The organism is Caldococcus noboribetus (assembly GCF_055389385.1).
Window position 1 is genome coordinate 59399 of sequence record NZ_AP042475.1, and the last position, 24129, is coordinate 83527.

Here is a 24129-nt window from a genome sequence, read left to right on the forward strand (position 1 = left end):
TGCCCTTGCCTTTCTTTGTGGTGTGTACAGTTGCGCATATCATATTATGAGACCTCCCTCGCGGGCGTCCCCATGGGAGGCCTCGGCACGGGCTCCTTTGAGGTTGGGCCTGACGGCAGGTTCAGGGAGTGGCTCATCTTCAACAACAGGCCCTGGGCCGGCTACGGCCAGCCGCAGTGGTTCATGACCCCCGATGACCTCGTGTTCTTCCTGAGGCTTGAGCCTGAGGGCCAGGAGCCCCTCCTCAGGGGGCTGTTTACGGGGCTCTGGTACGGCTCCGCGGAGGACTACACCTACAGGGGCTGCGGCCCCTGGGTTGTGGCTGAGCCCTACCACCTGCCCTGGGCCAAGGGCGTTGAGGGCGTAGAGATGGACGTCAGGTACCCCAGGGTGACGCTGAGCTACAGGGACTCCTTGCTAGACGAGCTGGGCGTTGAGGTCAGCCTTGACGCCTACTCGCCGCTGCTGCCAGGCGACCTGAGGAACTCGTCGGTGCCTGCAGTCATACTCAGGTTCAGGGTGACCAACAGGGGCAGGTCCAGGGTCAAGGCCTCCATAATGGCGATTGCCAGGAACCCCGCCAGGTCAGCTGGAGGCAGGTCATCGAGCGAGGTGAGGCAGGGCCCGGGCTGGACCGCGATGATAATGAGCGCGTGCTGCGTCGACGAGAGGCACCCCATGGCGGGAGGGGCCCTGGGGGTGGCCTCCCTGGGCTCGACCTCCTCAGGCGCCGTGGGGTCAGTTGACGCCGGCAACAGGCCCCAGCTAGTTAACTTCCTGAGGAGGCTCCTTGTTGACTTCAGGGGCGACGGCTTCCTCAGCGGCCCCTCGAGCGTCACTTCAGACCTTGACGTGTTCTCTGCCGTGGCCACCTCGCCCGTGGAGCTGGCGCCTGGGTCCTCCGAGGAGCTCTACTGGGTCATAGCCTGGTACTTCCCTAATCACGTAGACGCCTCAGGCCAGAGGGTCGGGCACTACTACGAGAACTTCTTCAGCGACGTGGGGCAGGTCATCTCCTATGTATTTGAGCATAAGCATGAGCTGATAGCCAGGCTGGAGGCCTTCTCAAGCGCGATGTACGATGTCTCATATGATGACTGGGTCTCAGACCTCGTGACCGCCCAGCTGACCAGCATCCCGAAGCTCTCTTGGTTCACCAGGGACGGCCACTTCGGCCTGTGGGAGGGAGGGCCTGGATGCTGCGGGATCAACACGGTTGACGTTGTCCTCTGGGCCTTCGCCGGGCTCGTCAACATGTACCCAGACCTCGTCAAGGTCGCTGCTAAGGACGTCGCCAGGCACATACTGAGGCCAGACAAGCACTACTACTATGAGCTCTTCGCCCTCGGCTTCCACGAGAACATGAGCCTCTACAGGGAGATGCTGAGGAAGGACCCCTCAATACAGAACGACCCAGCCAAGTTCTCTGCCGCCATAGCTGATGTCGTGAGGAGGACCGGCAGGGACCCCACGGGCAGGGTGCCCCACTCCTTCAGGGCCTCCTTTAACCTGATAGACAGCTACGACAGGAACGACCTCATGCCCGAGTTCATTCTCATAGCAATGTTGCCTTACTACGCAACTGGCGACGGGGAGTACCTCAGGTCTCTGTGGAGCGACGTCCTGACAGTTATAGATGGTACCAGGAGGCAGCACGACGCCAGGGGCACCGGGCTCATAGAGCACTACATGCCGTCCGACTACGAGGGCCTCTCAAGAGTGGCCCAGGAGGCAGCCGAGAAGGGCCTCGTGCCTGGCTTCTACGGCGGCAACGTTGTCAAGCTGCTGTTCTCAGGCCCTGAGTTCGTAATGAACTCTGTGAACACGTTTGACAACTTCAGCCTCCTCGGCGTGGCCTCATTCACCGGGGACCTGTGGGCGGCCTCGCTCAGGGCGGCCGCTGAGGCGGCGTCAAGGGAGGGGCTGGAGAGGGCCGAGGAGCTCAGGCAGCTCTCCTCGAGGGCTTACGATAGCCTCGTCAAGCTGCTGTGGAACGGCAGGTACTTTGACGACTGGTACGACCCCGAGAGCGGCCTGAGGGACAGGGCGGTCCTCTCCGCGCAGCTCACCGGCGAGTGGTACCTTCAGATGCTCGGCCTGGGCGACGGCATTGATAGCGAGAAGGTGAGGTCAGCCCTCAGGGAGGTCTACAGGGCCAACTTCAGGAGGTGGGAGGGGCTCCTCAACGGCACATACCCAGGCTCCCCGAGGCCATCAATGGTAGGCGACGTCGAGGAGCCCAACGGAACTAAGATATTAAACAGGGTGTCGTCGCAGGCCGACACGCCCTGGACAGGCGTTGAGTTCGGCGTCGCCTCCCAGATGCTCTACGAGGGCATGGTGGAGGAGGCCATGGAGGTCCTCAGGTCAATTCACGACAGGTACAGGTCGTGGGGGCTCTACTTCAACCACCTGGAGTGCGACGGCCACTACTCCAGGCCGCTGGCCGCCCTCACGATACCCAACGCCATAGCGGGCGTCACATATGACGGCGTTCGCAGGGAGCTCACCGTAGCTCCAAGGCTTGGCGGCCCAAGCTTCAGGGGCCCAGCGATGGTTGCTGGCAACCTCCTCAGCGTCAGCTACAGGAGGGAGGGCTGCAGTGGCTCGCTCACGGTTAAGGCCCTTGAGGGCACAGGCCTCAGGGTCTCCTCAATCAGGCTTGACGTCAAGTGCTGCAGGGCGTCAGTGAAGTACAACGGCTCAGAGGTCCCTGCGAGCTACGTTAAGGACGGCGCGCTGGGGCTCTCGGAGGAGATCACGCTGAGGCCAGGGGACGTGCTGGAGGTCAGCCTGGGCCAGTGAATTTTTAACCTGAAGGTCACGGCCTCACCTGGGCCTTTAGCTTGAACAGGCTTAGGATGGTAGCCTGGGGCCTATCGGCTGCCTACCCTCCGTTCCTCCTCCTGTCAGTACTTGACGTGCCTCAGCCGCTCAGGTTCATCGCGGCAATAGTGTCAACACCCATCTTCTTTGTGGCTTTCTACCTGCTGACGTCCTACTCGGAGCTGGGCGGAAGGAGGACCCTCTACTTCCTGGCAGCCTCGGCAGCCATATCTTATACCTTCGAGTTCCTGGGGGTTCACTACGGGCTCCCCTTTGGGAAGTACTACTACACTGAGGGCCTTGGCCTCAAGGCCTTTGGGGTGCCCGTCTACATACCCCTGCTCTGGGCCTCCCTGGGCTTCTACTCGCTGGCAGCCACTGGAAGCTACGTCATCGCCTCACTGGCAATGGTAGCCATGGACCTGGCCTTCGACCCCTTCCTCACACTAAAGGGCCACCTGTGGGTGTGGCAGACGAGGGGGCCCTACTACGGCGTGCCCGTAACTAACTTCGTAGGCTGGTTCGTGGTCTCCATGACTTTCTACTACGCCTATGGCGTGCTGGGGAGGGCTAAGCCTAGGCCGTGGCTCGCCTCGAGGGCCTTCTACCTTGAGTACACGGCCGCCTGGTCAGCTATGGACTTCGTCTCAGGCCTGCGGCTCGCCGGGGCCGCTGGGCTCATCGCTGCAGCGCTGGCCGTGGGCCTTGGGCTGCTCACAGGAACTTGAGGCCGCTGGCCCTGCTGCCCCTGGCTATCAACGACAGGAACACCATGTCAAGCACCATGGGGGGCAGGGCGGCAACTAAGGCCATAGAGGCCAGCAGGCCCCAGTCTATGGTTGACTCCTGTATGGCTGTAAGCGCGTATATGGTGACCGTCTGGGCCCCCTGAGGCGGGAAGCTGAAGTTGTACGGGGTCGCTGAGAATATCAGCGGGTAGAAGAGGGCGTGCCAGTGCCTACCGCCGCCAGAAGGAACGTCGAGAGGAGCACGGGCCTGGAGAGCGGCAGTATGAGCCTCCTGAACTTGCCCCTTATGTTGAACAGGTCCGCGACCTCGTCATATGCCTTGGGGAGGTCGACGAAGAAGCCGTTCATTATCCACAGGGCGTAGGTCACGTAGCCCAGCGGCATAGCCATTATCAGCGCCCACCAGGTGTTGAGCATGTGTACCTTGGCGAAGGCTATGTAGAGGGGTATCACAAAGGCCATGGGGGGCAGCACGTAGAGGTAAATGGAGAGCGGCAGCAGCCAGCCCCAGGCCCTGCCCCTGGCTATCTCATAGGAGGCCCCGGAGGCCAGCAGGACAGCTATTACCCCAACGGCCACGCTCACAACCACGCTGCTTATCATGTAGGGCACTGAGCCCCTGAGCGCCTGCATGAAGAAGGCGCTGGTGAACTTGACCGGTATCATGACCGGGGGCGACCTGAAGTCAAGGGTGTTCGGCCTGAAGGCCACGAGGAACATCCAGTATATGGGCATGACGTTGAAGAAAAGTATGACCGCGAGCAGCGACAACATTATTCCCTTAAAGACGTTGTCCGGCAGCCTCACGCTGACGGCCGGCAGCAGGGTGCGCCTGCTCCTCAGGACCTTGAAGAGGGCTATGGCAGGTACCGTGGCCAGGGCGGCTATGGCGGCCGCTATCAGGGCCCCCGCGGAGTAGCTGTTGAGGTTGTACACGGCCTCGTAGGTGAGTATGCCCAGCGTCGTTGTTGCATAGCCGGGCCCGCCTCCTGTCAGCACATACGGCGCGTCAAAGGCGCCGAAGCTGAAGGCGAGCTCTATTATAAAGGCTATCAGTATGGCCTTGCTCGCGAGCGGTATGGCCACCTCGCCGTAGTACCTTGAAAGGCCTATGTTGTCTATCATGGCGTTCTCCCTTATCTCCGGCGGTATCGACCTCAGGGTCGCGTATATTATTATGAAGGGGAACGCTATGGCGCCCCAGACGCTGACTAGTATGACGCCGTAGAGGGCTGTGTTAGCTAGGTAGAGCGGGTCGAAGCTTATGTGAAGCAGGTAGGTGAACCACCCCCAGCCGCCGCCGTAGAGGCTTATGGACCATATAAGGGCCGCCGAGACGAAGGGCACGGTGTGCGGGAGCACCGTTAATAGGGAGAGGGGCCTCTGGTACTTCACGTCGAGCATGTCAACGGCCACGGCTGCGGCGAGGCCTATCAGGGTGCCAAGCACTGAGGTGGCAACGGCCAGTATGAACGTGTTCAGGAACACCTGGCCCACGGGAACTAGCCTAAGCGCCACCAGGGCTGAGCGGAAGTCAAGGCCAACGAGGGCGAAGGTGGCGAAGAATGGGACTATTCCAAAGGCCGTTATGTAGGCCACGTAGGGGGCTGTTAGGCGCAAGCAGCTTCCCAAGGGTTCAGGAGATCAGGCCATTTTAAGCGTAGCACGGTCAACGCGCAAGAGCCCTAAGGCCGCCAGGCGGCTGACCTCTGAGGCTGCATGACCACGCTAAAGTCATCACGACCGCAAGCGCCCTGACAATCACAGCCGCCCTGAAGGGCTGTGCCGGTTAACTTAAGGCGACCCGACGCAGGAACTACAACATGCCATAACTTAGTTCGCTGACGCCTAACGGTGCCGCAGAGGCCCCTGCGTGCAAGCAAGAAGGAGGAGGGAAGAAAAGGAAAGGGTAAACAAAAAACTCATTATGACGGGGGCCAGGGCCTCACTTCTTCTCGGCCTGCTGGCCTCCCTGCTGCTCCACGGGCTGGCCGAGCACCGAGTACGGGTACTGGCTGTAGATTACGGCAGCTACCACCAACAGTATCACCGTTATTATCCCTACTGAGGCCACCTGCCAGCCGGTCAGCGGGGTGGTGGTGGCGTCATGCGTCACTATGGCCGCTACCACCAGCTGCAGTATGAATGCTATTATGAACACTGCCTTGAAGGCCTTGTCCATCTTGTCCAGCGTCTCCTCGCTCACCTTTGCCATCTTCATCACCTCCTCTTCTGGTAGTATATCCTGCCTACGAGCACCATGCTCAGGAACACGAAGCCAGCGAACTCGAGGCCGCTGAGGGCCATCTCGAGGCCTCCGCTCAGTATGTGGCCGCTGGCGCAGCCGTCAGCCATCCTGGCGCCGAGCAGCATCAGGTACGCCCCTCCGAAGCTGCCGAGGAACCTGACGGCGCTGTTGGTGCCGAACCTCTCAGCCCAGCTGGGCGGTATTATGTTCCTGAAGGCAGTGAACCTCCTAGTCAGGAATATGGCAGCGAAGAAGCTGCCCATCAGGGTTCCTATGTCGCTGTAGGGCTCCCATCCAATGCCCTTGAACACTATCTTGCTGTAGGCGAAGTTCGGCATGAACAGGTGGCCGGCTATCCAGCTGTCTGTAGTGGACTCGCCGAATATCTGGTGCAGGAACATCTCAGCGACCACGGTCAGGGCAACTATGCCAGCCACTGAGACCATGAACCACCTCGTCACGTTGCTCTCAACAGCGTAGTACTCGTTGAGCTTCTGGGCAAGGCTTCCCTTCTTGTATGGCAGGGCCCCGTCCGTGAGGTACCTGGCGGTGTCCTCGTGCATCTTCATCTCAACGGGGCTCATCCTCTTCTCTATGTTGGCCCTGAGGCAGCTCCTCAAGCCTCCCTTGTACCTTGGGACGTAGTACGCTATGAGGAACATTATTATGCCGTAGACCAGGGCTATGCCGAACAGCGAGTACCTGTTAAGCCCAGGCCACGGCTCCAGGTACTCAGCCCCGCTCGGGTGGACGGCCCCTATTATCTGGCTGCCGAAGTTGAGGGTGCCAACGAGGGCCTTCCTTATGGCTGGGTCCTGGTACATGGCGGTCCAGGTGGCAGCGCCAAGTATGGCTCCGAACAGAGCATAGACGGCGTCCCTCCTGCCCTCGCCCAGGGCCATCCATATGGATCCTGGGAAGTAGCCCGAGAGCGCGAGCCCTGAGCCGAAGAGTACGCCTCCTAGGCCCACGCCTATCACGTAGAGGGGCTTGGGGCCCCAGTGGAACCCCACCCCAAGGGCGTAGAGGCCGAAGAGCACTGGCGTGCCTATTGCAAAGCCAAGCGCTATGCAGTCAAGGAACAGCCTGTCCTCCCACTTAGCAAGGCGTATCAGGGTCTCAGGGTTAGCGATGCCCCATGCCTCTGCCGCGGCCCCTATTATGAAGCCTATTATGAGGCCCACCCACATGGGGGCCGTGTATGTTATCAACCCATGCCTCACCTCTCTGAGGTTATTTGACTAGATTGGTCCTAATTGCAAACAGAGTTTTTACATCAAATACGTTATAATTATAAATATCGTTTAATAGCTTATTAAAAAAAGGCATTAAAATGAAATATACATCTAAAATTCATCTAAAGATTTTGACATATATAAGCATTCTTTTTATTTAAAAACTAGCTAATTATAGACGATCACATCAACGCTTTAAAACCCCTGAGCCCAAGGCCAAAGTGTGGCTCACCTTGAGCTCCATAGATGGCACGCTCAAGAGGAAGGAGGAGGAGTCCCTCAGGAAGCTTAAGGAGAGCTACGAGCAGTACATCAAGTCCATAAGGGACCTGAAGGAGCAGGCGCTGAGGGAGGCCTCCAGGAGGCTTGACGAGGCGGCCAAGGAGTTCGTCAAGTCGCTTGGCGGGTAAGAGGGCTTGTCCCGCCCCTGGAGGTACCCCAGGGAGTACCTAAGGCTGGTCTCGATAGTTACTTCCTTCGCTGCGATCCTGACCCCCTTGGACAGCACTATAGTCAGCGTCTCCCTGCCGGCCATAGCTAGGGGGTCCCACGCGACCTACCTGGAGACCATATGGGTTCCCATGGGCTACCTCACGTCGCTCTCCGCCTTCCTCCTGCTCTTCGGCAGGCTGGGCGACGTCAGGGGCAGGAAGAGGGTCTTCACGATAGGATTCCTAATCTTCACCCTTGGAACCGTCATGTGCGCCCTCTCCCTCAGCGGCCTCGAGCTTGACTTCTGGAGGGCCGTGCAGGGCCTCGGGGCAGCTATGATACTCTCCAACAGCGGCGCCATAATTACTGAGACCTACCCGCCGTGGGAGAGGGGCAAAGCCTTCGGCTACTGGACGCTCGCAGTCTACACAGGGACAACCGTAGGGCCAGTGGTGGGAGGCGCTATAACCAGCTTCAAGTACATAGCCGGCGTGCCCAGCTGGAGGTGGGTCTTCCTGGTCACGGTGCCCCTGGCCGCCCTGGGCTACGCCCTGTCGCAGGCCTACCTTAGGGAGTCCGAGCCCGCTGAAGAGCCCCTGGACCTCCTAGGGGGATTGCTTGCGGCGGCGGGGGTATGGCTCACCCTAATGGGCCTCACCGCCGGGGCCTTCGAGGGCTGGTCCGCCACATACCTGTCCCTGCTTGGGGCAGGCCTGGTCCTCATAGCGGCCTTCGCCGTGAGGGAGTCGAGGCTTGGGCCGCGCGCCCTCCTTGACCTGAGGCTCTTCAGGTACGTGCCCTTCTCAGCGGGGAACCTGGCGGCGCTGCTCAACTACACGGGGTACTTCTTCGTGCCCTTCTTCCTGAGCTACTACATGATAGAGATCCTGGGCGTAAGGCCCATATACGTGAGCCTGGCCCTGCTCTCGCTCTCCCTGGCCATGGTGGTGCTCTCGCCCATAAGCGGAAGGCTCTCTGACAGGGTGGGGGCGAGGCCCCTGGCCACTGCAGGGATGGCAATAATAGCCGTTGGTCTGGCGCTCCTGATGCAGCTCGGCCTGAGGGCCTCCCTCCAGGACATAACGTGGAGGGCCACGCTCATAGGAGTAGGCATGGGCCTCTTCTCGAGCCCCAACACGGCCTCTGTTATGGGCGCGGCCCCCAGGGACAGGCTCTCGGTGGCCTCGGGCACGCTTAACCTGATGAGGTTCGCTGGCCAGTCGCTGAGCCTGGCAGTCGCAAGCGCCCTGGCGGCCTCCTATATTCCCAGGGGAGTCCTTGTCGCTGTGTTCACGGGGCTGCCGGCCACCCAGGTGGCCAGCGCCGTGAGCTTCGTTCACGGCCTCAGGACTATATACATGGTTATGATATGGCTTGTCGTGGCGGGCGCCGTGGCCTCAGCGGTCAGGGGCAGGAGCTGAGGTACAAAAAAGAAGGTGGCCTGGATTTAGCAAGTTACGAGGAGGAGGTCGTAGTCGTTGAGGTGGTGTAGTACGCCTTCAATATACTTATGTACTGCGCCGCCACCGAGTTGAGCACCTGCTGCGGGCTCTGGCTGGTCGGGTTCTCCAGGTAGCTAAGCAGCGCGTCGCCAAGGGCGTTGCCGAGCTGGTATGTCACCGGTATCAGCGGCTCCCAGGCGTTGCCGTACTCGGCTGAGATCTCGTTGGCCAGCAGCCAGTTCTTCTCATAGGCGGGCAGCGAGGAGTTCGAGAGCAGGCTGCTGTAGGCCTGCTTCGATATCGGGAAGAGGCCCAGCTTCAGGAACATCTCCTCCTGGACCTGCGGCGACTCTATGAACTGCAGGAACTCCAGGGCCAGGGCCTTGTTCTGCGAGTACCTGCTTATCCCAAAGTAGGTGCCCCCAGCCATGGAGTAGTTGCCGGGGAGCGGGGCCAGGCCCACCTCGCTCGGGCTCACGTTCTGGGCCAGTATGGCGGCCAGCCTCGAGGCGTAGTTAACGGCTGCGGGCCCATAGCCCTCGGCGAAGAGCTCTGGCGTGTTGTCAAACGACACCTGGAACACGGTGGGCGAGGGCTCGTAGCTGACCAGCTGCCTCAGTATCTCAAGGGCCTGGACTCCGGCCGAGGTGTTTATGGCGGGCGGCGGGAACGGGTAGGTCCAGCCCTTGGGGTAGCAGCCGTAGAACTCTATGCCGAAGCCAGGTATGCCGTGTATGGTGCCGCAGTTCAGGCTCTGGTTATGTATGTAGAACCAGCCGTATATGGACTCGAAGCTTGAGTCCAGGTCTCCTCCCGCGGTGTCGTCCATTATGAGGACGCCGTACTTAGTTATGTTGTGGCTTACGAAGAACTGGCTCACGTCAACAACCACAGTCCAGTTGTGCCAGGTCCATGGGTTCAGCTGCATGTGGTACTCATCATAGAACTCCTGCTGCAGGGTGGCGTTGTCAAAGTACTTGGTGTTATATATTATGAGCACGTTCGAGACCCACGGGGCCACGCCGACTATCTCAGAGGTGTTGGTGGTCACGTTGTATATCACGCCGCCGAAGCTCTCAGCCGGCCAGAGCATGTCGCTGATGTTTATCACGGAGGAGTTTAGGGGCACCAGGTAAGGCGCTAGCAGCCTTGCGCTGGTGGGCGTGAAGGTCACTATGTCATAGGAGCTCTCGCCGGCCTTCAGGACCGTGAGCTCATTGGTAATGTACTCCGTGAAGGGGTAGGCGTCGACCTTAATTACGACGCCCGGGTGCTCCTGCTCAAAGAGCTGGGCCGCCATGCTTAGGAACTGCTGCGGCGCGCCGGTGTAAGTGGCTATCGTTAGCGTGACCTGCTGGGAGCTCGTCGACGTTGATGTCGTGGTAGCTGATGTGGCTGTAGTTGTTGGTGTTGACTTTGTTACCTTTGAGGGCCTGTGCGTGTAATATATGACGGCGCCGGCCACTGCAATAACTATTATGACAACGACTACGGCCGCCAGGGCGGCCGTGGATATCGCGCCGCGACCGTTTCCCAAACTGAACCCGCCTGACTCCTGGCTAGCATAGCTATAAAAGGCTCCCTCCCGCTGGCTACCTATTAAAACGTAAGGTAAGTAGTTTACGTAGAGCCACGCGGCCTCTATAGGCCTAGGGCGTGCCAAAGGCCTTCATGTAGGGGCCCAGGGCTACCTGGTTAAACGGGGCTGCCACAAGCTCTATGTCGCAGCACTCCATTGATATCCTCCTGACGTTGAACGTCCTGAGCGGGGCCCTGTGAAGCGGGGAGTTAACGACTACTGTGTGATACTCCCCGTTCTCACCAAGTGGGTCGGCCCCGTCGCTCTTGGCGAGCGACAGGAACCACTCAACGTTGTGCTTGTCTATCACCTCGCCAACCGCCCTCCTCAGCGCCCTGGTCCTCGCCCCCAGGACCTTCATCGAGTACCCCTCCTCAAGGTCCTTCATGAGGATCTCCAGCGTGTCCTGGCCCCACAGCGGCTCAAGGAGTGACGCCCCAGCCTCGGAGGCCAGGGACTCCATGTACTTAAGGTGGTCCTCAACAAAGACATCGCCCGCTACGAGCTTGTCCGCGTTAAGCCTCCTCAGCAGGTCGGCTGTCTCCTCGAACTCCTTGCCCCTGTCAAGCCTTGCGACCACTATGGGCTTCCCTATGAGGGAGGCCTCGGCTATGGTTGCGTGGACGTTCTCTATGTGGGGGCTTGGCTCCGGGAAGTCATATATTAGGAACAGGAAGACGTCGACAGGCCACGCCAGCGAGGCCGCCCTCAGGCCGTCCTTGCCGCCCGAGAACATGGCGACCCTGTTTCCCATCCTGGTCCCAGCAGGGCTGGAGTTCAAGGGATTAAATGCCTAAGGCCTTACTGACGATATGGCCTCAAGGTACCAGGGCTCCAGGGAGCCGCCCTTCTCCTTTATTGCCGCCATGCACCTGTCCCTTACCTTAGCGACCTCTGCCTTCCCGTGGTACACCTCCCCCTCGCACTCAAGGTTAAGCCCGACCCTCTCGCCTATCCTTATTGCGGCGTAGTTGTCGCTGTGCATGTAGGCCTCCATGGTTTTAATCCCCCTCCTGTAGGCCTCAAGTATGAGCAGTGCCGCTATCACTGTCGCGAGCCCCCTCCTCCTGTGCTCCTCCTTCACTGCGAAGGCTAGCTCGGCGCTCCTGCAGTCAGAGAAGCCCTCGCCCAGGGCAACGATGTCATTGCCAAGGAAGGCGCCTATGGCGTAGTTGCACTGGCCCGAGAAGAGCCTCCTGGCATGGCCCTCGAAGTCCTTGAATATTCCCAGGAACCTGTAGTAGAGCGAGAAGGCGTCCAGCGAAGAGTAAAAGGCGACCACGTACTTGGCGTCCTCGGGGCAGAGGAGCTCAATGGAGTAGCTGCCCAGGGTGGCGAGCCTCTCCCTCTTGCAGGAGCTCAAGGGTCCACCGCGCTAAAAATGCAAGATAACAAATATATAAATTGAGGAAAAATGAGCCGTGAGATCATGGTTACGGGCACTTCGGTGGGACCAAGCCGCTCAAGGTAGAGCCAAGCTAAATCATGCCTTAGGCCGGCAGCACCTGCCTCCTGGCGACCCAGTTAATTAGCAGGGCAGCCCCAAGGTAGAGGGCGTCCAGCCCAGTTATGAGGCCTATCCACCCCCCTGCCTTAGTTATGGCTGCGCTGCCCGAGAAGAACGCCGCGCCCAGCACCCAGAAGGTTAGCGTGAGGAGGGCCAGCACCGACGTCAACACCCTCGCCTTGGCCATGTAGGCGCCCACCGTGTACACTAACGTCAGCACGCCCCAGAGAATGAACCAGGCGCCTATCTCGGCCCCGCTCATGCTGAACACCGAGGGGTCCCAGCTGCTCAGCACAAACGCCATGGCGAGGCCTATCCAGAAGAGGCCGTATGTGCTGAAGGCCGTGCCGCCGAGCATGTTGCCCCTCTTGAAGTCCATCCAGCCGGCGAACACCTGGGCTGCCCCTCCCCAGAAGAAGGCGTAGGCCAGGGTGAGGCCAGCCGTTGGCACCAGGCCAGCGTTGTGGAGGCTGAGCACTATGGTGGTAAGCGCGAAGCCCCAGAGGCCCAGGGAGCTGGGGTCTGCGAATGGCTGGTCCTGGCTCAAGGGCTCACCCCATCTGGGCCTTGAACTCGTCCCACGCCCTCTTGAGCTCGTCCACGGCGGTTGGGTCCTCAAGCGTCGTGGTGTCGCCCAGCGGCCTGCCCTCCATTATGTCCTTCAGCAGCCTCCTCATGATCTTGCCGCTCCTGGTCTTTGGCAGCTTGCTGACGAACAGTATTGCCTTGGGCGTCGCTATGGGCCCTATGTTGGTCCTAATCATGTCTATGAGCTCCTTCTTCAGCTCCTCGCTGGGGCTGTAGCCCGCCTTGAGCACCACGGCGGCCACGGGAACCTCTCCCTTTATCGGGTCAGGGGCCCCTATGACGGCGGCCTCGGCGACCGCGGGGTGCTTTATGAGCGTGTCCTCAAGCTCAGCCGTGCCTATCCTGTGGCCAGCCACCTTGAGTACCTCGTCGGCCCTGCCGAGCAGCCAGAAGTAGCCCTCCTCGTCCTTCACGGCATAGTCGCCCGGGTAGAAGTAGCCTGGGAACCTGGACCAGTAGGTCTTGACGTACCTCTCCGGGTCTCCCCAGACTCCCAGCAGCATGCCGGGCCACGGCCTCTTTATGACCAGGTACCCCTTAACGCCAGGCGGAGTCGGCTTCCCGTTCTCGTCGAGCACGTCGGCCTCTATGCCCGGCATCGGGAAGGTGGCCGAGCCAGGCTTGAGCTGCACGAGCGATATGCCTGGGGCCGGGGCTATCATGGCCGCCCCTGTCTCCGTCATCCACCAGGTGTCCACTATGGGGCACCTTCCCCCGCCGATAACCTCGAAGTACCACTTCCAGACGTCAGGGTTTATGGGCTCGCCCACGCTCCCGAGTATCCTGAGCGTCGAGAGGTCGTGCTTCTTGACCCACTCGTCGCCGTACTGCCTCAGCATCCTCAGGGCTGTCGGGCTAGTGTAGAATATCGTGACTCCGTACCTCTCGACTATCTGCCAAGGCCTGTCAGGCTGCGGGTAGTCTATGGCCCCCTCGTACATGACCTCCGTGGCGCCGTTCAGCAGCGGGCCGTAGACTATGTAGGTGTGCCCCGTTATCCAGCCCACGTCAGCCATCGTCCAGTGCACGTCCTCGGGCCTTATGTCCCAGTTCCACTTGAACACGTTGTAGACGTACACCATGTAGCCGCCGACGCTGTGCATGATTCCCTTGGGCTTGCCCGTGGTGCCGCTGGTGTACAGTATGAAGAGCACGTCGTCGGCCTTCCTTGGAACTGGCTTCACGTAGGTGTTCTCCGGGTACTTAGAGACGAGCTCGTGGTACCAGACGTCCCTGCCCTCGTTCCAGGAGATCTGGTTGCCCAGCCTCCTGACGACTATGACCTTGTCTACCTTTACTCCCCTCTCCTCGGCCAGCCTGACGCCCTCGTCGGCGTTCTTCTTGAGCTCAACCACCTTTCCCTTCCTCCAGTAGCCGTCGGCCGTTATTAGAACCCTAGACTTTGCGTCCACTATCCTGTCGGCCAGGGCCGAGGGGCTGAAGCCCGAGAAGACCACGCTGTGTATCCCGCCTATCCTGGTGACTGCCAACATGGATATCGGGAGCTCAGGTATCATCGGCAGGTAGATCGTGACCGTGTCGTTGGGCTTGACGCCGAGGTCCTGCAGGGCCCTGGCGAACTTGTTGACCTCGCGGAAGAGGTCCCTGTAGCTGAGCACCCTCGTGGTGCCGTCCTCGCCCTCCCAGTAGTAAGCGACCTTGTTTGCCACGTGCGTGTTCATCCACCTGTCCAGGGCGTTCAGGTTTATGTTGGTCTCGCCGCCGACGAACCAGCGGTAGAAGGGCGGGTTGGAGTCGTCAAGCACCTTGTCCCAGGTGCGGTACCACACCAGCTCCCTGGCCCTCTCGTCCCAGAACTTTATGGGGTCCGCCAGGCTCTGCCTCCAGAAGTCAACGTACTTGTTGTGGTACGGGTGGTACTTCTCACCGTAGGGGAGGAGCTCTATCTCCTGTTGTGAAGACGACTCTGACAAGAACCCCACCTCCTCTTCTCATTTTGTATACAGAATTGGATTAGTTTAAAAAGTTTCTATTGTGGGCTTATTATGTAAATGTTCCCACTGTTTTATAATATAAAAAGCGCTTTTATTACATCAAAGCCCCACGCGCTCGTAGAGCGGGGTAATGCAGGAGGCCTTGAAGACCTCCTCGGCTACGCCGTGGGCGTAGCCCTCAAGCTCCTTGCCCCTCCAGCCTGAGGCCAGGAGGGTCATGAAGACGTCCTCCATGTACTCCCTCAGGCTGGAGTTCGCGACCGCCGGATAGTCTGAGCCGTAGAGGACCTTCCCGGCCGGGAAGTCCCTGAGGACCACGGGCACCAGCTGAGGGGGCAGGGCCGAGGTGTCCACGTAGACGCGCTCAAACCTCCTGGCGAGCGAGAGGGCCTCCTCAAAGAAGACCCCAGGGGCTATTGCGCTGTAGCCGCCCGCGTGGGCCACCACTACCGTGGCGTCCCTGTGCCTTGAGAGCACGGGCTCGAGCCTTGACGGGTCGCCGTACTTGCAGTACCTGGGCAGCTCCCATATGCCTGGGTCGCAGCCCCCGTGGACTACCACCGGTACCCCCTTCCTCTCAGCCACGTCTATCACGGCCTCCACCTGCTCCGAGTTGAGGTACTTGAGGAAGAGGGTCGATATCACCTTGAAGCCCCTGAAGCCCATGGAAATGGCCTCCTCAAGCTGCCTCGCAAGCTCGTCCGGGCCCAGGCTCAGGTTGGCCGGGTACATGACCGGGAAGTTGACTACCCCCGCTAGCTCCGAGTGCCTTGCGAAGGAGCAGAAGCTCTCGGAGAGCCTAACGGCCGACAGGTATAGGCTCTCGGGCTCCAGCTGGTCCATTATGTCGCTAGCAAGCTTCTCTATGAGCCCCCTCACCCTCTCGTGCTCGCTCTTCACCTCGTCGATGGATATGGACGCCAGGACCTCCTTGAAGGGGGGTATGCCCAGGAGCACTGCGCCGCCGACACCGCTGTCCACGAGGCCCCTTATGTAGCTGTTCACCTCCCCCCTCTCCCTAAGCAGCGGCATGTGGACGTGTGCATCTATTATACACTCCACTGGAACATCGGCCTTCATTAGCTGCGCCTGTGCCGCGGGTGGGCAAGTGAAGTTAATATGTATACAGCCGTGTGCCCTCATGAGGACTTGCGGCAGGGCACCAGCCTGTTGGCTGTGAGGTAGGCCTGTATGTCCTGGCCCGGCAGGAAGTAGTAGGACCTGCAAGGCCCCCCTGAGGTCGCCTTGACGAGTATTACAAGCCCCTTCCTCACAAGCGAGGTCAGCGAGTAGCCCAGGGAGCCTATGGAGATGCCCACGCTCGACGCTATCTCCTCCCTAGTGTGGAGCCCCCTGGAGATGGCGTCCATTATGGCCCTCTGCACGCTGCCCACCTTCCTGGACCTGCCGTCAACGCCCATCAGAGCCTTTGAGACCCAGAGCACCGCGGGCCCCTCAACCACTATGCTGCCGTCATCGTAGCATGTGACGTTACCGAACCTCACGGAGACCCCTATGGAGTTGCACTGGACCTGTTTTGCCAAGACGCACCCCGTACCAAGACTGGAGCTTGCTAATGCGTGAGCATAAATATATTCAAGGGCTCTTCATAAAGATTATGGGTCCCTGCGCGTTGCCGCGGAGCACCAGAAAGAAATAATGTCCCCCTGTCCCACCTTGTAGATGGGCCCGTGGCGTAGCCAGGACCAGCGCGCCGGCCTTCGGAGCCGGAGGTCCCGGGTTCAAGTCCCGGCGGGCCCGCCACAAGTCATAAATTTCATATAAACTTCTAAGCTCTGCCTTTAGGGTTTACATCAGCTGGTGTTGGTTCCCGGTTTATGGGAGTGGCGGGAACTCATGCAAGAAATTAAGAATGAAATCGATAGGGAAGAATGGTATAGCAAGGTTAACGTTAACGCCCTAGATGAGGACGTCAGGTTCAACATTATCAATTACGTTAAGGACAAGCTAGGCTTTAACGAGGCGTGCAAGGCGCTGAACATCGCTAAGTCCAGCATGCACAGGTATTTGTCTAGGCAGAGGAGGGTGCCTGATGAAGTCGTAGGGGAGGCAATAAAGCTGCTTCGAAAGGAGGAGTTTGACAACACAGTGGGGGAGTGGGATAGGTTAAAGGCGTTGGGGATTATAAAAGGAGATACTATTGACTACTCCTTGGCCTTAGAGGTAATAGCCCTGGCCTCCAGGGATGAGTACCTGAAAAACGCCATTCTTACCTACGTTGTCAAGGAGTACAGGGAAGAGCTGAGGAGGATGCTCGGCATAGGCCTGTCAAACGTGAAGATGGAGTGGGACGAGGGCTTCGAGGACTTCCTCTCAGAGAGGAAGAGGAGGAGGAAGGTGAAGACTGAGGGAACCCTTAACTACTACAGGTCCCTCTTCAACAGGTACCTAAGGGGCAGGGAGCTCAGCGAGGCGCTCGTCGACTACGTTGCAAACCACGAAAACAGGTGGCTGAGGAACGTGTTCAGGCACTACATACAGTACCTGTACCTGAAGAGGAGGGTAAGCCCTGAAGCGTTTGGCTGGGTGATGGAGGCCGTGCCCTCCAGGAGCTACAGGCTGAGCGTCAGGCCATATCAGATAAGGGTAGAGGACGTTAAGTCAACGCTTGACTTCTTAAGGGAGAACCACGAGGTCTACTACGCGGTTTACAGGCTAATGCTCGAGTCCGGCATAAGGAGGGACCACGCGGTGAAGCTGATAGAGGGCTGGAACCCTAAAGAGGAGGTTGAAATCGACGATACCTTTACTAAGAGGCTGGTGACGCTTCAAGGCTTTTCAAGGTACTACCTTGGATTGAGGGAGGGCAACAAGCCATGCGACTGGGTCTACTTCAGCAATGATACTTTAAAGTTAATAGAGAAGATATCTCCTAGGCATATTAATAAAGACCAGGTGACGAGGTACGCGAGGAGGAACAACCTGGTCTTACCTAAATACATTAGGAAGGTGTCGTGGAGGCTCCTTATAGAGGTCATGCCTAGAGAAATTGCCAGGTTTATACAGTCAAGGTTTGGTGAATTGAAGATAAGTGAAGCAAGGTATGAAGACCTATTAACAGAGGCAGACCAATACTATACGAAATACCTAGAATTGTTGGAAAACAAAGTTGAGTATTAACCTAATAATCTTTTTTTATTTGACCTTGTCCATAATACTATTATTTAATTTACATCAAAATATAATCAACGTTTTTGATATCGGGCCTATGATTCTCTGTTGATACATGACTTCTTAAAAAAGATTTAAAATTTTAAATAAATTTAAAATGTAATATTAATTAGCTGACTTGTGTATATGTAACTGTTGTTGTATAGCTAGTTGTTACAATAGTTGTAGTACTAGTAACCTCTGATGGCACATAGCCCCATAGTGTTATAGGACTAATTACTGTTATAGTGTCACTATGTATCAAGTTACCATCATAGAACACCAGATAGTATGTCTGGCCTGGCACTAAAGAAGCATCTATTGTAGCTCCTCCATTATATCCAGAATACCAAACGTAATCACCTGAGTTTATAACATTCCATTGATTTTGAGTGAAAGCTCCAAATTCTACTGGTGTTAGAATTAAGACCGCAACCCCATTAGTAGAAGTGTAAGATCCATTTACATAAGCATTAGTTGCATAACTTGGTACTGTAAAGTTCATATAAAGGTACTGTCCTGCAGATAAGCTAAACACATAGGAAGAAGGTAATATATTATTAAGGGCTTGTAATGATTGGACTGTATATGTATTAGTAATTGTGGTAGTTACTGGTACTCCTATGGTAACAGTTACTGGTACTTCATTAGTGGTGGATTTTTTGGTAAGGTAGTAACCAGCAAAAGTTCCTACTACTATCACTACAACCACAATAGCTATAATTGCAGCTAACAACCTTTTGCTTAATGAGGATCTACTTATTGGCAACTATATCACCCACTGTATATGAATATTAACTCAAGAATAAACGTTTTACTAAAAATAGATACTAATAGCATTTATAATAGAAAAAACAAATAATAAAGATATGAATTGATTAAAAGGTGAACATCTTTGACGGAAATTCCCAGTGGGTATACCTTATTGGAAAATGAAAGACCTTATTGGCATGGTAGGCTAAACTCTTCCCAGTGCGCTTCTCGTTGAGCGTACAACCTTGTACAACCATCGCCTTGAGTATATACCATGCCGTGTAGCCGATGCAGTTCATCTCAGGGCTACACCAATGCCCTATGCCGCCTATTTACATTGCCAATTTTGACAATGGAGCCGCGAGGACGCCTTCTTATAACGCTGGGGACATATAAGGTCCGTCCTATGTAGAGCGGGGCTATTACCTTAGAATCAGCCCTACCTATATATGCCCTGGATTGAAGCCCTTACGGCCCTTGCAATTACTCTCTATCTCATAGGATTCTCTGAACCTGTTGACAAGCTCTACAAGGGACTCCTTTGGCACGAGCCCCACACGGCCGTCGCTGCACGAAACAAGGTATGCTGAGTCTCCCACGCATTTAGCTCTGCACTTGAAGACCAACGCCTGCTGCCCACCCGATGGCTGTCCCTGGGCCTGCCTGGTAGCCGCTTGATGGTCCTCCCCGTTACCTACCTTGCCCAAAGCCTCTTCAATCTCTTTCGCTACACCGGTTATCAGCTCATACAGGGCCCTGAGCTCGCCCTCATCGTTTATGTTATTAACAAGCTCAACTAGCGAAGAGCGCAGGATAGACCTCCAGGCGTCGGGGTTAAGGGGGTAGGCATATGGCATGCTGTAGAGTATGTTCTTGGGGTCAGCCGGGCCGATGTAGCAAAACCTTGTCTTGGAGCCCTCATAGTAGACCCCGTATAAGTACTCCTTGTTGTTCTTCCGCCTTATGACGACGCTCTCCACGCCCCTACCGTTGGTGCACATAGCCTTCAAGGCGGGTCGCCATTGACAATTTTGCCAATGAGGTCACAGCCTCCTGAAACCGCTCAGGCTGTGTGCTCGGAAATCCTTCGTGCGGCTCAGACATGGCTGGGGCCGTGCACGCGGCCCGGGCAGAACGTGCAGGGCCTCCCCCAGCTACCTTTACAAGCTTGCCACAGGTGCCGTCGTGGACCCTTACAGCCTCTTCATGCGATACCAAGGCCTCACCCCCGGCACTTGGATAAATCCTTTATAATTTCCCTCAGCTCATGACCATTGCAGACGAGATAATTGAAGGATTCCTTAACGTGGGATGGGGACCTCTGTAGCGCAGAGATAAGGGCCAGGCTTTGGTATAACAGGTTTTTGTAAAAGTCTTGGATGACCCGAGCTATCCCCTCCCGGCCCTTTCCTTTAAAGTAGCCAGCTGGGGGCTTCCAGGAGACCTTGTTAACATTGTATCGCCTATCGCGATACATTATCAAATAGCCCTTGACCCCTTCAGCGTACCTGTCGCTAAGGAACATCTCGACCTCCATGTGCCTTACCATGGCCCCAAGGGATAGCTCGTATTCCAGCCTGTCAACTCCCATAACGCCGACCTCCCCCCTCACAAAATTGCCGTTGTAATCATACATCTGGACGTTGTCAAAATACGTCGTGTAGGGCCTTACACATATCTCCCCTACCTTTGCACCTTTGCTAGCCTTTATTACATCGTTTTTGCTCATGCAGTATTCTGCTTCTTTTTTGCCCCCTCCGAGGCCACCTGTCCCCATAAATTCATTAATAGGCCTTTCTCCCCTTTCCAGAACACGTAACGATGAATAGCCTACCGACCCCCTGTTGTCCTTCCTAACGCTTACGTTCCTCACTATGTTAGATACAGCTTCGTAGTCCCCAATCCAATTGCCTTTACCTTCACGGAAGATAACCTCGCCGCCTAGCCTTCTCTCCAGCTGTAGCAATATCCTAGAGACATGCCTTCTGTCTATCGTTGAACCAAAGTTTAGCTTCACCCCTTCAACGATGTCGTGTATTGTAAACCGCCCTATCCCCCTTACGTTGCTCACAGAAAGCGTTTGGCCTATGGAATAGAGGACGGCGTACTCGTTAGGTGTGAGGCTTAGCCTTTGGCGTTGACCCCTCCTCCTGCTAGGTTCATTAAGAGGCCCTTCAGCGTTTTTGCTAATCTTTAAACGGGCATCGCTTACGCTTCTGTAACAGGGGTGTAGGGCCATTTTACTCACCATCACGGATTTTATGGAGTACCGTCGTTCACCTTTGCGAGCGCGTCAGCCTCGGCATTAGACTTGGCCTGTTGCCTGCCCCCTAGGTCCTCGGGGATCTCCACATAAACGTAGACCCTGATCCCTCTGCCATACACGGCCCTCCAAACGTTGTTTAGCCTCTCTGGGAGGTAGATCAGGTACCTCTCGTTCGTCGCGCTCATCCTTGTGAGGTTCCTGAGCCCTACTGGGATTAGGTCCTTGCCAACGACCTTACTAAGGCCCACCTCTCCTCACCTATAGGTTAAGTCCTGGTGATAGGCAGTAAGTGATTTTATCGCTGAGTTCGCTAATAATGACATGGATGATGGTGATTCAGAGGTCTGAGTCACCCCAGGGCCTACCTGAACGGTGCCTAGAAGCCTACAATGCCATCGCTGATATTATGTCGAGCAAGAACAGTTGCGTGACTAGGCAGGAGCTGTTTCGCAAGCTTAACTTGGACCCCAGGAAGCACTGGAAAAAGGTAGACCCTTGCATAAGGGAGCTAGAGAATAAAAACATCATAATTACCACCAACCCCACTCATAAAAGGGGCGGCTCCAGGGGGCTTTGCATTGTACTTGCAGGTCATGAGGAGCTGCTGCCTGGACTTAAACTAAGCGAGGAGCACGTAAAGTTCATAGCCGAGGGGTTTAAGATCATATCAGAGGAGCCTCCCTTCACTCTTGTCGAGAGACCCAGCGTTGACAACGATAAGATCAGATATGCCCTGCAGCACTTAGCCACTGGTAGCGGTTATAGGCGTTTAAGAAAGCCTTTAGATGATGGGAAGATAAGTGAGTTTAGAAGCGAGATACGCTTAGAAGCTGATAGGCTTCTTTATGCCCACGATGTCTATAGGCCTTGGGGCGTGTGTGAAATCTGTAGTAGATCGTTTAAACTGACCAAAGGGAAGAAGGAAATGATAGAGAAATGGGAGGAAAGGTTGTTCAGTAGAGGTAAAATACTTTGATAAGGGACGGTTTGAACCCCAGAATAGTTGCGATAAAGGAATGAAATCTCTTAGACTATCACTAGGTGACTTTGGTTCCCGAACCACGCAGCTTTCGGAAACTTTTTATGACTTGGTCAAGCCGGAGGCCGGGGCTTCAGGCCGCTTGCCCGAGAGCAAGTCGCCACGGGCAAACGCCACAGGTAGCCTGGCGCGGTAGCCCACGAGACCCCGTGCGCGCGATGAAATCTTCGCGGCTGCCCTTGTCTCGAGCAGCCCGCAGCCTAGCCTAGGCCACTAGGCCAGGCATAAGCTTCTGCAGGCCCACCTGCGGCCCCAGCTCCATGTGGGCCCACTAGACCCGACCGCTGGCCGCCCGCGCCTCGTCGGCCCTCCGCTTGACGAGATCCATCACTTCCCCCTCTATTCTCCCCACGAGCTTGACGAGCTCGCCCGACGGCAATTCGTGTGCATGGACGTAGATGAACCTCGCGATGAACTGATCCAGGCAGAACCGCAGCTCGTCGATCCGAGCCGCCATCTGGTCGAGGAATAGGTGCACGTAGCGGTCGACGTACACCTCCAGTGGCTTCTTGAAGTCGCCTCCCCCCATGAGGCCGTCTCCCTCGGCCTTTATCAGCTCGAGGGCGACCTCTGAGCCGAAGTTGAGCATCCTGCTGACGAGCTCCCAGCCCTTGGGGCCGTACTCGTCGGCCTCGCCCGAGTACTCCTTGCCGCATTCGCCATGCCTTCCGTAGCAGAACCCGCAGAGCAAGGGCGGCTGCGAGGCGGCCAGCGACGAGTGGAGCTCCTCGAACCTCCTAGCTACCTTCTCTATCACGTCGTCGTCGCAGTAGAACCTTACCCTTAGGGTTAGGGGCCAGGGCTGGTTTTCCCAGAGGTAGTGCCACGTGCAGCCGTCCCTGGCCATGGCCTTGAACTCGGAGGCCAGCGGGTCGACGAGTCTGATTAGGGCATCGTACATGGCCTGATAGACGTTCACGCAGACGTTGATCTCTATCCACTTCACCTGATCTCCCTGAAAGCTGTGGTCTGGCTAACGCCTTAACCCTTTCGATGGCCCTCGCCGCTCCTGCAAGCTGCCCCAGAGGCCGCGCCGCCTCACGCTGTCAGCGGGCTGCCTGTACAAACAAACTTGTGCAGGTTTGGCCACACGGCTCGAGGTTAACGGCGCCTCCGCCAGCCATCAGGCGGCGCCGCCCTGCAAGAACTAGTCAAGCCTCCTGTAAATGGGCTATGGCTCTCGCCCCTGAGGGCCCCGCGGCGGCGCGCTGGCACCTGTGCCAGCGAGCCCGAGGACTATGAGCGGGGCGGTCGCGGGGTGGGGGTCGCAAGGGCGCTCTGTGCCCGTAGAGGCCGCTGTACAAAGTTGTACACGCCTTGCCTCGGGCTAAGGCGGCCAGCCGCCCGGGTCGTCGAGCCGTGGGCTGCGCACAGGGCGGCGCCGATCGCGCACAGGCCCCGCCACGGGGCCTTTGCGCTGTGCGGCGTATATCCCAGCCTTAACGCCGCCGGCGCCCACGCGCACAGGGGCGCCGCTTGGCTCTGTGCAGGGACGGAAGGAGGGCCGACAGGCTGGTGGTGGAGCGGAGGGGAGGCAGGGCGTACATCTACGGCCTGTACTACGAGCGGGGCAGGACGAGGAGGTGCTACGTGGGGCCGGCCGACCCGCGCGCCGTCTCCAGGCAGCTGGCGGCCGGCCTTGTCCTCGATCCGGCCGCCTGGTCGGCGGCCATTGCCGAGGCCGTGGGGGAGGCCGTGGCCGAGGCGGCGAGGCTGGGCGGGCCCGGGAGGGCCCTTACGATCCTCGAGGGCCTAGTCCGCCCCCTGACCGGCGTCGTCAGGGGCCTCGCCGAGTCGCCTGCGCGCAGCCCGGCCCGCGGGGCGTAGGGCCTAGCGCTGGGCCAGCACGTTGAGTGTGGGGCGGGCTTACAAGCCGGGGCTCGGAGGCGCGCGCTGACTACGTGGCCTAGGCCTGGGGGCGTCGCGGCCTCCCCACGCAGGCCTGGCCGACGCTTGCCGTCGCTGCGCGCTGGCCGGGGGTGAGCCAGTCACCCTGTCGCGGTCAGTGCCACTGTGTAGGGGCGTCCATGATCTATCAGTTTTGTAAACGATGGGTAAAACGCCGTTCCACACGGGAGTAGCAGTTTAACGGACCAAGAAAAACTGCTTCTATGACGGTGCTGTTTTCAACATGGCCTGGAAAAATGACGTGCGGGCTGGGCCAGTTGTACAAACTTGTACAATGCGGCGGTGCGACTATTGCCCTGGGGGCCGCGGCCTAGGGTTCGGAGGGAGCGCCTGCGCGGCCTACGCCGCCTCCGGCTCGCGAGCCCGGGCGCTGGCAAGGCCCCTACGCCGACCGCACTTAGCGGCCCTACGTCTTGCCGAAGACGAGAGGC

The 24129-nt window shown here is 57.7% G+C and carries 22 protein-coding genes and 1 tRNA gene; 8 read left to right on the forward strand and 15 right to left on the reverse strand.

Annotated elements, in window-relative coordinates; translation table 11 throughout:
- Nucleotides 1-30: 30 nt before the first annotated feature.
- Both ACZ5GQ_RS00295 and ACZ5GQ_RS00300 read left to right on the forward strand, forming a co-directional pair.
- Complete coding sequence (locus tag ACZ5GQ_RS00295; RefSeq protein WP_498856682.1) at nt 31-2805, forward strand: GH116 family glycosyl hydrolase; 2775 nt, start codon at nt 31-33, stop codon at nt 2803-2805.
- Between the two features lie 41 nt (nt 2806-2846).
- Nucleotides 2847-3554, forward strand: coding sequence for a carotenoid biosynthesis protein (locus tag ACZ5GQ_RS00300; RefSeq protein ID WP_498856683.1), 708 nt, complete (start codon nt 2847-2849; stop codon nt 3552-3554).
- Nucleotides 3555-3755: 201 nt separating this feature from the next.
- Here ACZ5GQ_RS00300 and ACZ5GQ_RS00305 read toward each other — a convergent pair whose 3' ends face one another.
- The 3 genes from ACZ5GQ_RS00305 to ACZ5GQ_RS00315 all read right to left on the reverse strand — a co-directional run bounded on the left by ACZ5GQ_RS00305 (nt 3756) and on the right by ACZ5GQ_RS00315 (nt 7034).
- Nucleotides 3756-5195, reverse strand: coding sequence for an ABC transporter permease subunit (locus tag ACZ5GQ_RS00305; protein ID WP_498856684.1), 1440 nt, complete (start codon nt 5193-5195; stop codon nt 3756-3758).
- Between the two features lie 325 nt (nt 5196-5520).
- The gene (locus tag ACZ5GQ_RS00310) at nt 5521-5790 is read right to left on the reverse strand and encodes a hypothetical protein (RefSeq protein ID WP_498856685.1); all 270 of its coding nucleotides are present in this window, start codon (nt 5788-5790) and stop codon (nt 5521-5523) included.
- A 5-nt stretch (nt 5791-5795) separates the two neighbouring features.
- Nucleotides 5796-7034 carry a YeeE/YedE thiosulfate transporter family protein gene (locus ACZ5GQ_RS00315; protein ID WP_498856686.1) on the reverse strand — a complete coding sequence of 413 codons (1239 nt, stop codon included), beginning with the start codon at nt 7032-7034 and terminating at the stop codon, nt 5796-5798.
- A gap of 257 nt (nt 7035-7291) precedes the next feature.
- On the opposite strand from ACZ5GQ_RS00315, the gene ACZ5GQ_RS00320 reads away from it, so the two are divergent.
- Complete coding sequence (locus ACZ5GQ_RS00320) at nt 7292-7468, forward strand: hypothetical protein (RefSeq protein ID WP_498856687.1); 177 nt, start codon at nt 7292-7294, stop codon at nt 7466-7468.
- A gap of 6 nt (nt 7469-7474) precedes the next feature.
- Entirely contained in the window at nt 7475-8911 is a 1437-nt protein-coding gene (locus ACZ5GQ_RS00325; protein ID WP_498856688.1) for an MFS transporter, read from the forward strand.
- Between the two features lie 34 nt (nt 8912-8945).
- Here the strand turns inward: ACZ5GQ_RS00325 and ACZ5GQ_RS00330 are convergent, their stop codons facing one another.
- The 7 genes from ACZ5GQ_RS00330 to ACZ5GQ_RS00360 form a co-directional block, all read right to left on the reverse strand.
- Complete coding sequence (locus ACZ5GQ_RS00330; protein WP_498856689.1) at nt 8946-10469, reverse strand: ABC transporter substrate-binding protein; 1524 nt, start codon at nt 10467-10469, stop codon at nt 8946-8948.
- Nucleotides 10470-10581: 112 nt separating this feature from the next.
- Nucleotides 10582-11265, reverse strand: coding sequence for a TTX_0299 family putative ATP pyrophosphatase (locus ACZ5GQ_RS00335; RefSeq protein ID WP_498856690.1), 684 nt, complete (start codon nt 11263-11265; stop codon nt 10582-10584).
- 39 nt (nt 11266-11304) lie between these two features.
- Nucleotides 11305-11874, reverse strand: coding sequence for a GNAT family N-acetyltransferase (locus tag ACZ5GQ_RS00340; RefSeq protein ID WP_498856691.1), 570 nt, complete (start codon nt 11872-11874; stop codon nt 11305-11307).
- 127 nt (nt 11875-12001) lie between these two features.
- Nucleotides 12002-12565, reverse strand: coding sequence for an acetate uptake transporter family protein (locus ACZ5GQ_RS00345; RefSeq protein WP_498856692.1), 564 nt, complete (start codon nt 12563-12565; stop codon nt 12002-12004).
- 4 nt (nt 12566-12569) lie between these two features.
- The gene (gene acs / locus ACZ5GQ_RS00350; RefSeq protein WP_498856693.1) at nt 12570-14540 is read right to left on the reverse strand and encodes an acetate--CoA ligase; all 1971 of its coding nucleotides are present in this window, start codon (nt 14538-14540) and stop codon (nt 12570-12572) included.
- A gap of 120 nt (nt 14541-14660) precedes the next feature.
- A complete protein-coding gene (locus ACZ5GQ_RS00355; protein ID WP_498856694.1) occupies nt 14661-15641 on the reverse strand; it encodes an amidohydrolase family protein in 981 nt (326 codons plus the stop codon).
- Between the two features lie 59 nt (nt 15642-15700).
- Complete coding sequence (locus ACZ5GQ_RS00360) at nt 15701-16105, reverse strand: hypothetical protein (RefSeq protein ID WP_498856695.1); 405 nt, start codon at nt 16103-16105, stop codon at nt 15701-15703.
- Between the two features lie 141 nt (nt 16106-16246).
- On the opposite strand from ACZ5GQ_RS00360, the gene ACZ5GQ_RS00365 reads away from it, so the two are divergent.
- Together ACZ5GQ_RS00365 and ACZ5GQ_RS00370 are read left to right on the forward strand one after the other, a co-directional pair.
- A tRNA-Arg gene (locus ACZ5GQ_RS00365) sits at nt 16247-16325 on the forward strand.
- A gap of 93 nt (nt 16326-16418) precedes the next feature.
- The gene (locus ACZ5GQ_RS00370) at nt 16419-17702 is read left to right on the forward strand and encodes an integrase (RefSeq protein ID WP_498856696.1); all 1284 of its coding nucleotides are present in this window, start codon (nt 16419-16421) and stop codon (nt 17700-17702) included.
- A 160-nt stretch (nt 17703-17862) separates the two neighbouring features.
- Here ACZ5GQ_RS00370 and ACZ5GQ_RS00375 read toward each other — a convergent pair whose 3' ends face one another.
- The 4 genes from ACZ5GQ_RS00375 to ACZ5GQ_RS00390 form a co-directional block, all read right to left on the reverse strand.
- Nucleotides 17863-18501 (reverse strand): hypothetical protein, encoded by a 639-nt coding sequence (locus tag ACZ5GQ_RS00375; RefSeq protein WP_498856697.1) that lies wholly within the window; start codon nt 18499-18501, stop codon nt 17863-17865.
- 427 nt (nt 18502-18928) lie between these two features.
- Complete coding sequence (locus ACZ5GQ_RS00380) at nt 18929-19495, reverse strand: hypothetical protein (protein ID WP_498856698.1); 567 nt, start codon at nt 19493-19495, stop codon at nt 18929-18931.
- A gap of 212 nt (nt 19496-19707) precedes the next feature.
- Nucleotides 19708-20724 (reverse strand): hypothetical protein, encoded by a 1017-nt coding sequence (locus ACZ5GQ_RS00385; protein WP_498856699.1) that lies wholly within the window; start codon nt 20722-20724, stop codon nt 19708-19710.
- A 20-nt stretch (nt 20725-20744) separates the two neighbouring features.
- Nucleotides 20745-20999 (reverse strand): hypothetical protein, encoded by a 255-nt coding sequence (locus ACZ5GQ_RS00390; RefSeq protein ID WP_498856700.1) that lies wholly within the window; start codon nt 20997-20999, stop codon nt 20745-20747.
- 179 nt (nt 21000-21178) lie between these two features.
- Here ACZ5GQ_RS00390 and ACZ5GQ_RS00395 point away from each other — a divergent pair, with 179 nt between their 5' ends.
- Nucleotides 21179-21727: a hypothetical protein gene (locus ACZ5GQ_RS00395; RefSeq protein WP_498856701.1), complete on the forward strand. Its 549-nt coding sequence runs from the start codon at nt 21179-21181 to the stop codon at nt 21725-21727.
- 334 nt (nt 21728-22061) lie between these two features.
- On the opposite strand, the gene ACZ5GQ_RS00400 is transcribed toward ACZ5GQ_RS00395, so the two are convergent.
- The gene (locus ACZ5GQ_RS00400) at nt 22062-22736 is read right to left on the reverse strand and encodes a hypothetical protein (RefSeq protein ID WP_498856702.1); all 675 of its coding nucleotides are present in this window, start codon (nt 22734-22736) and stop codon (nt 22062-22064) included.
- A gap of 530 nt (nt 22737-23266) precedes the next feature.
- Between ACZ5GQ_RS00400 and ACZ5GQ_RS00405 the strand changes: the two genes are divergently transcribed.
- The gene (locus tag ACZ5GQ_RS00405) at nt 23267-23617 is read left to right on the forward strand and encodes a hypothetical protein (RefSeq protein WP_498856703.1); all 351 of its coding nucleotides are present in this window, start codon (nt 23267-23269) and stop codon (nt 23615-23617) included.
- The last annotated feature ends 512 nt before the right edge of the window (nt 23618-24129 follow it).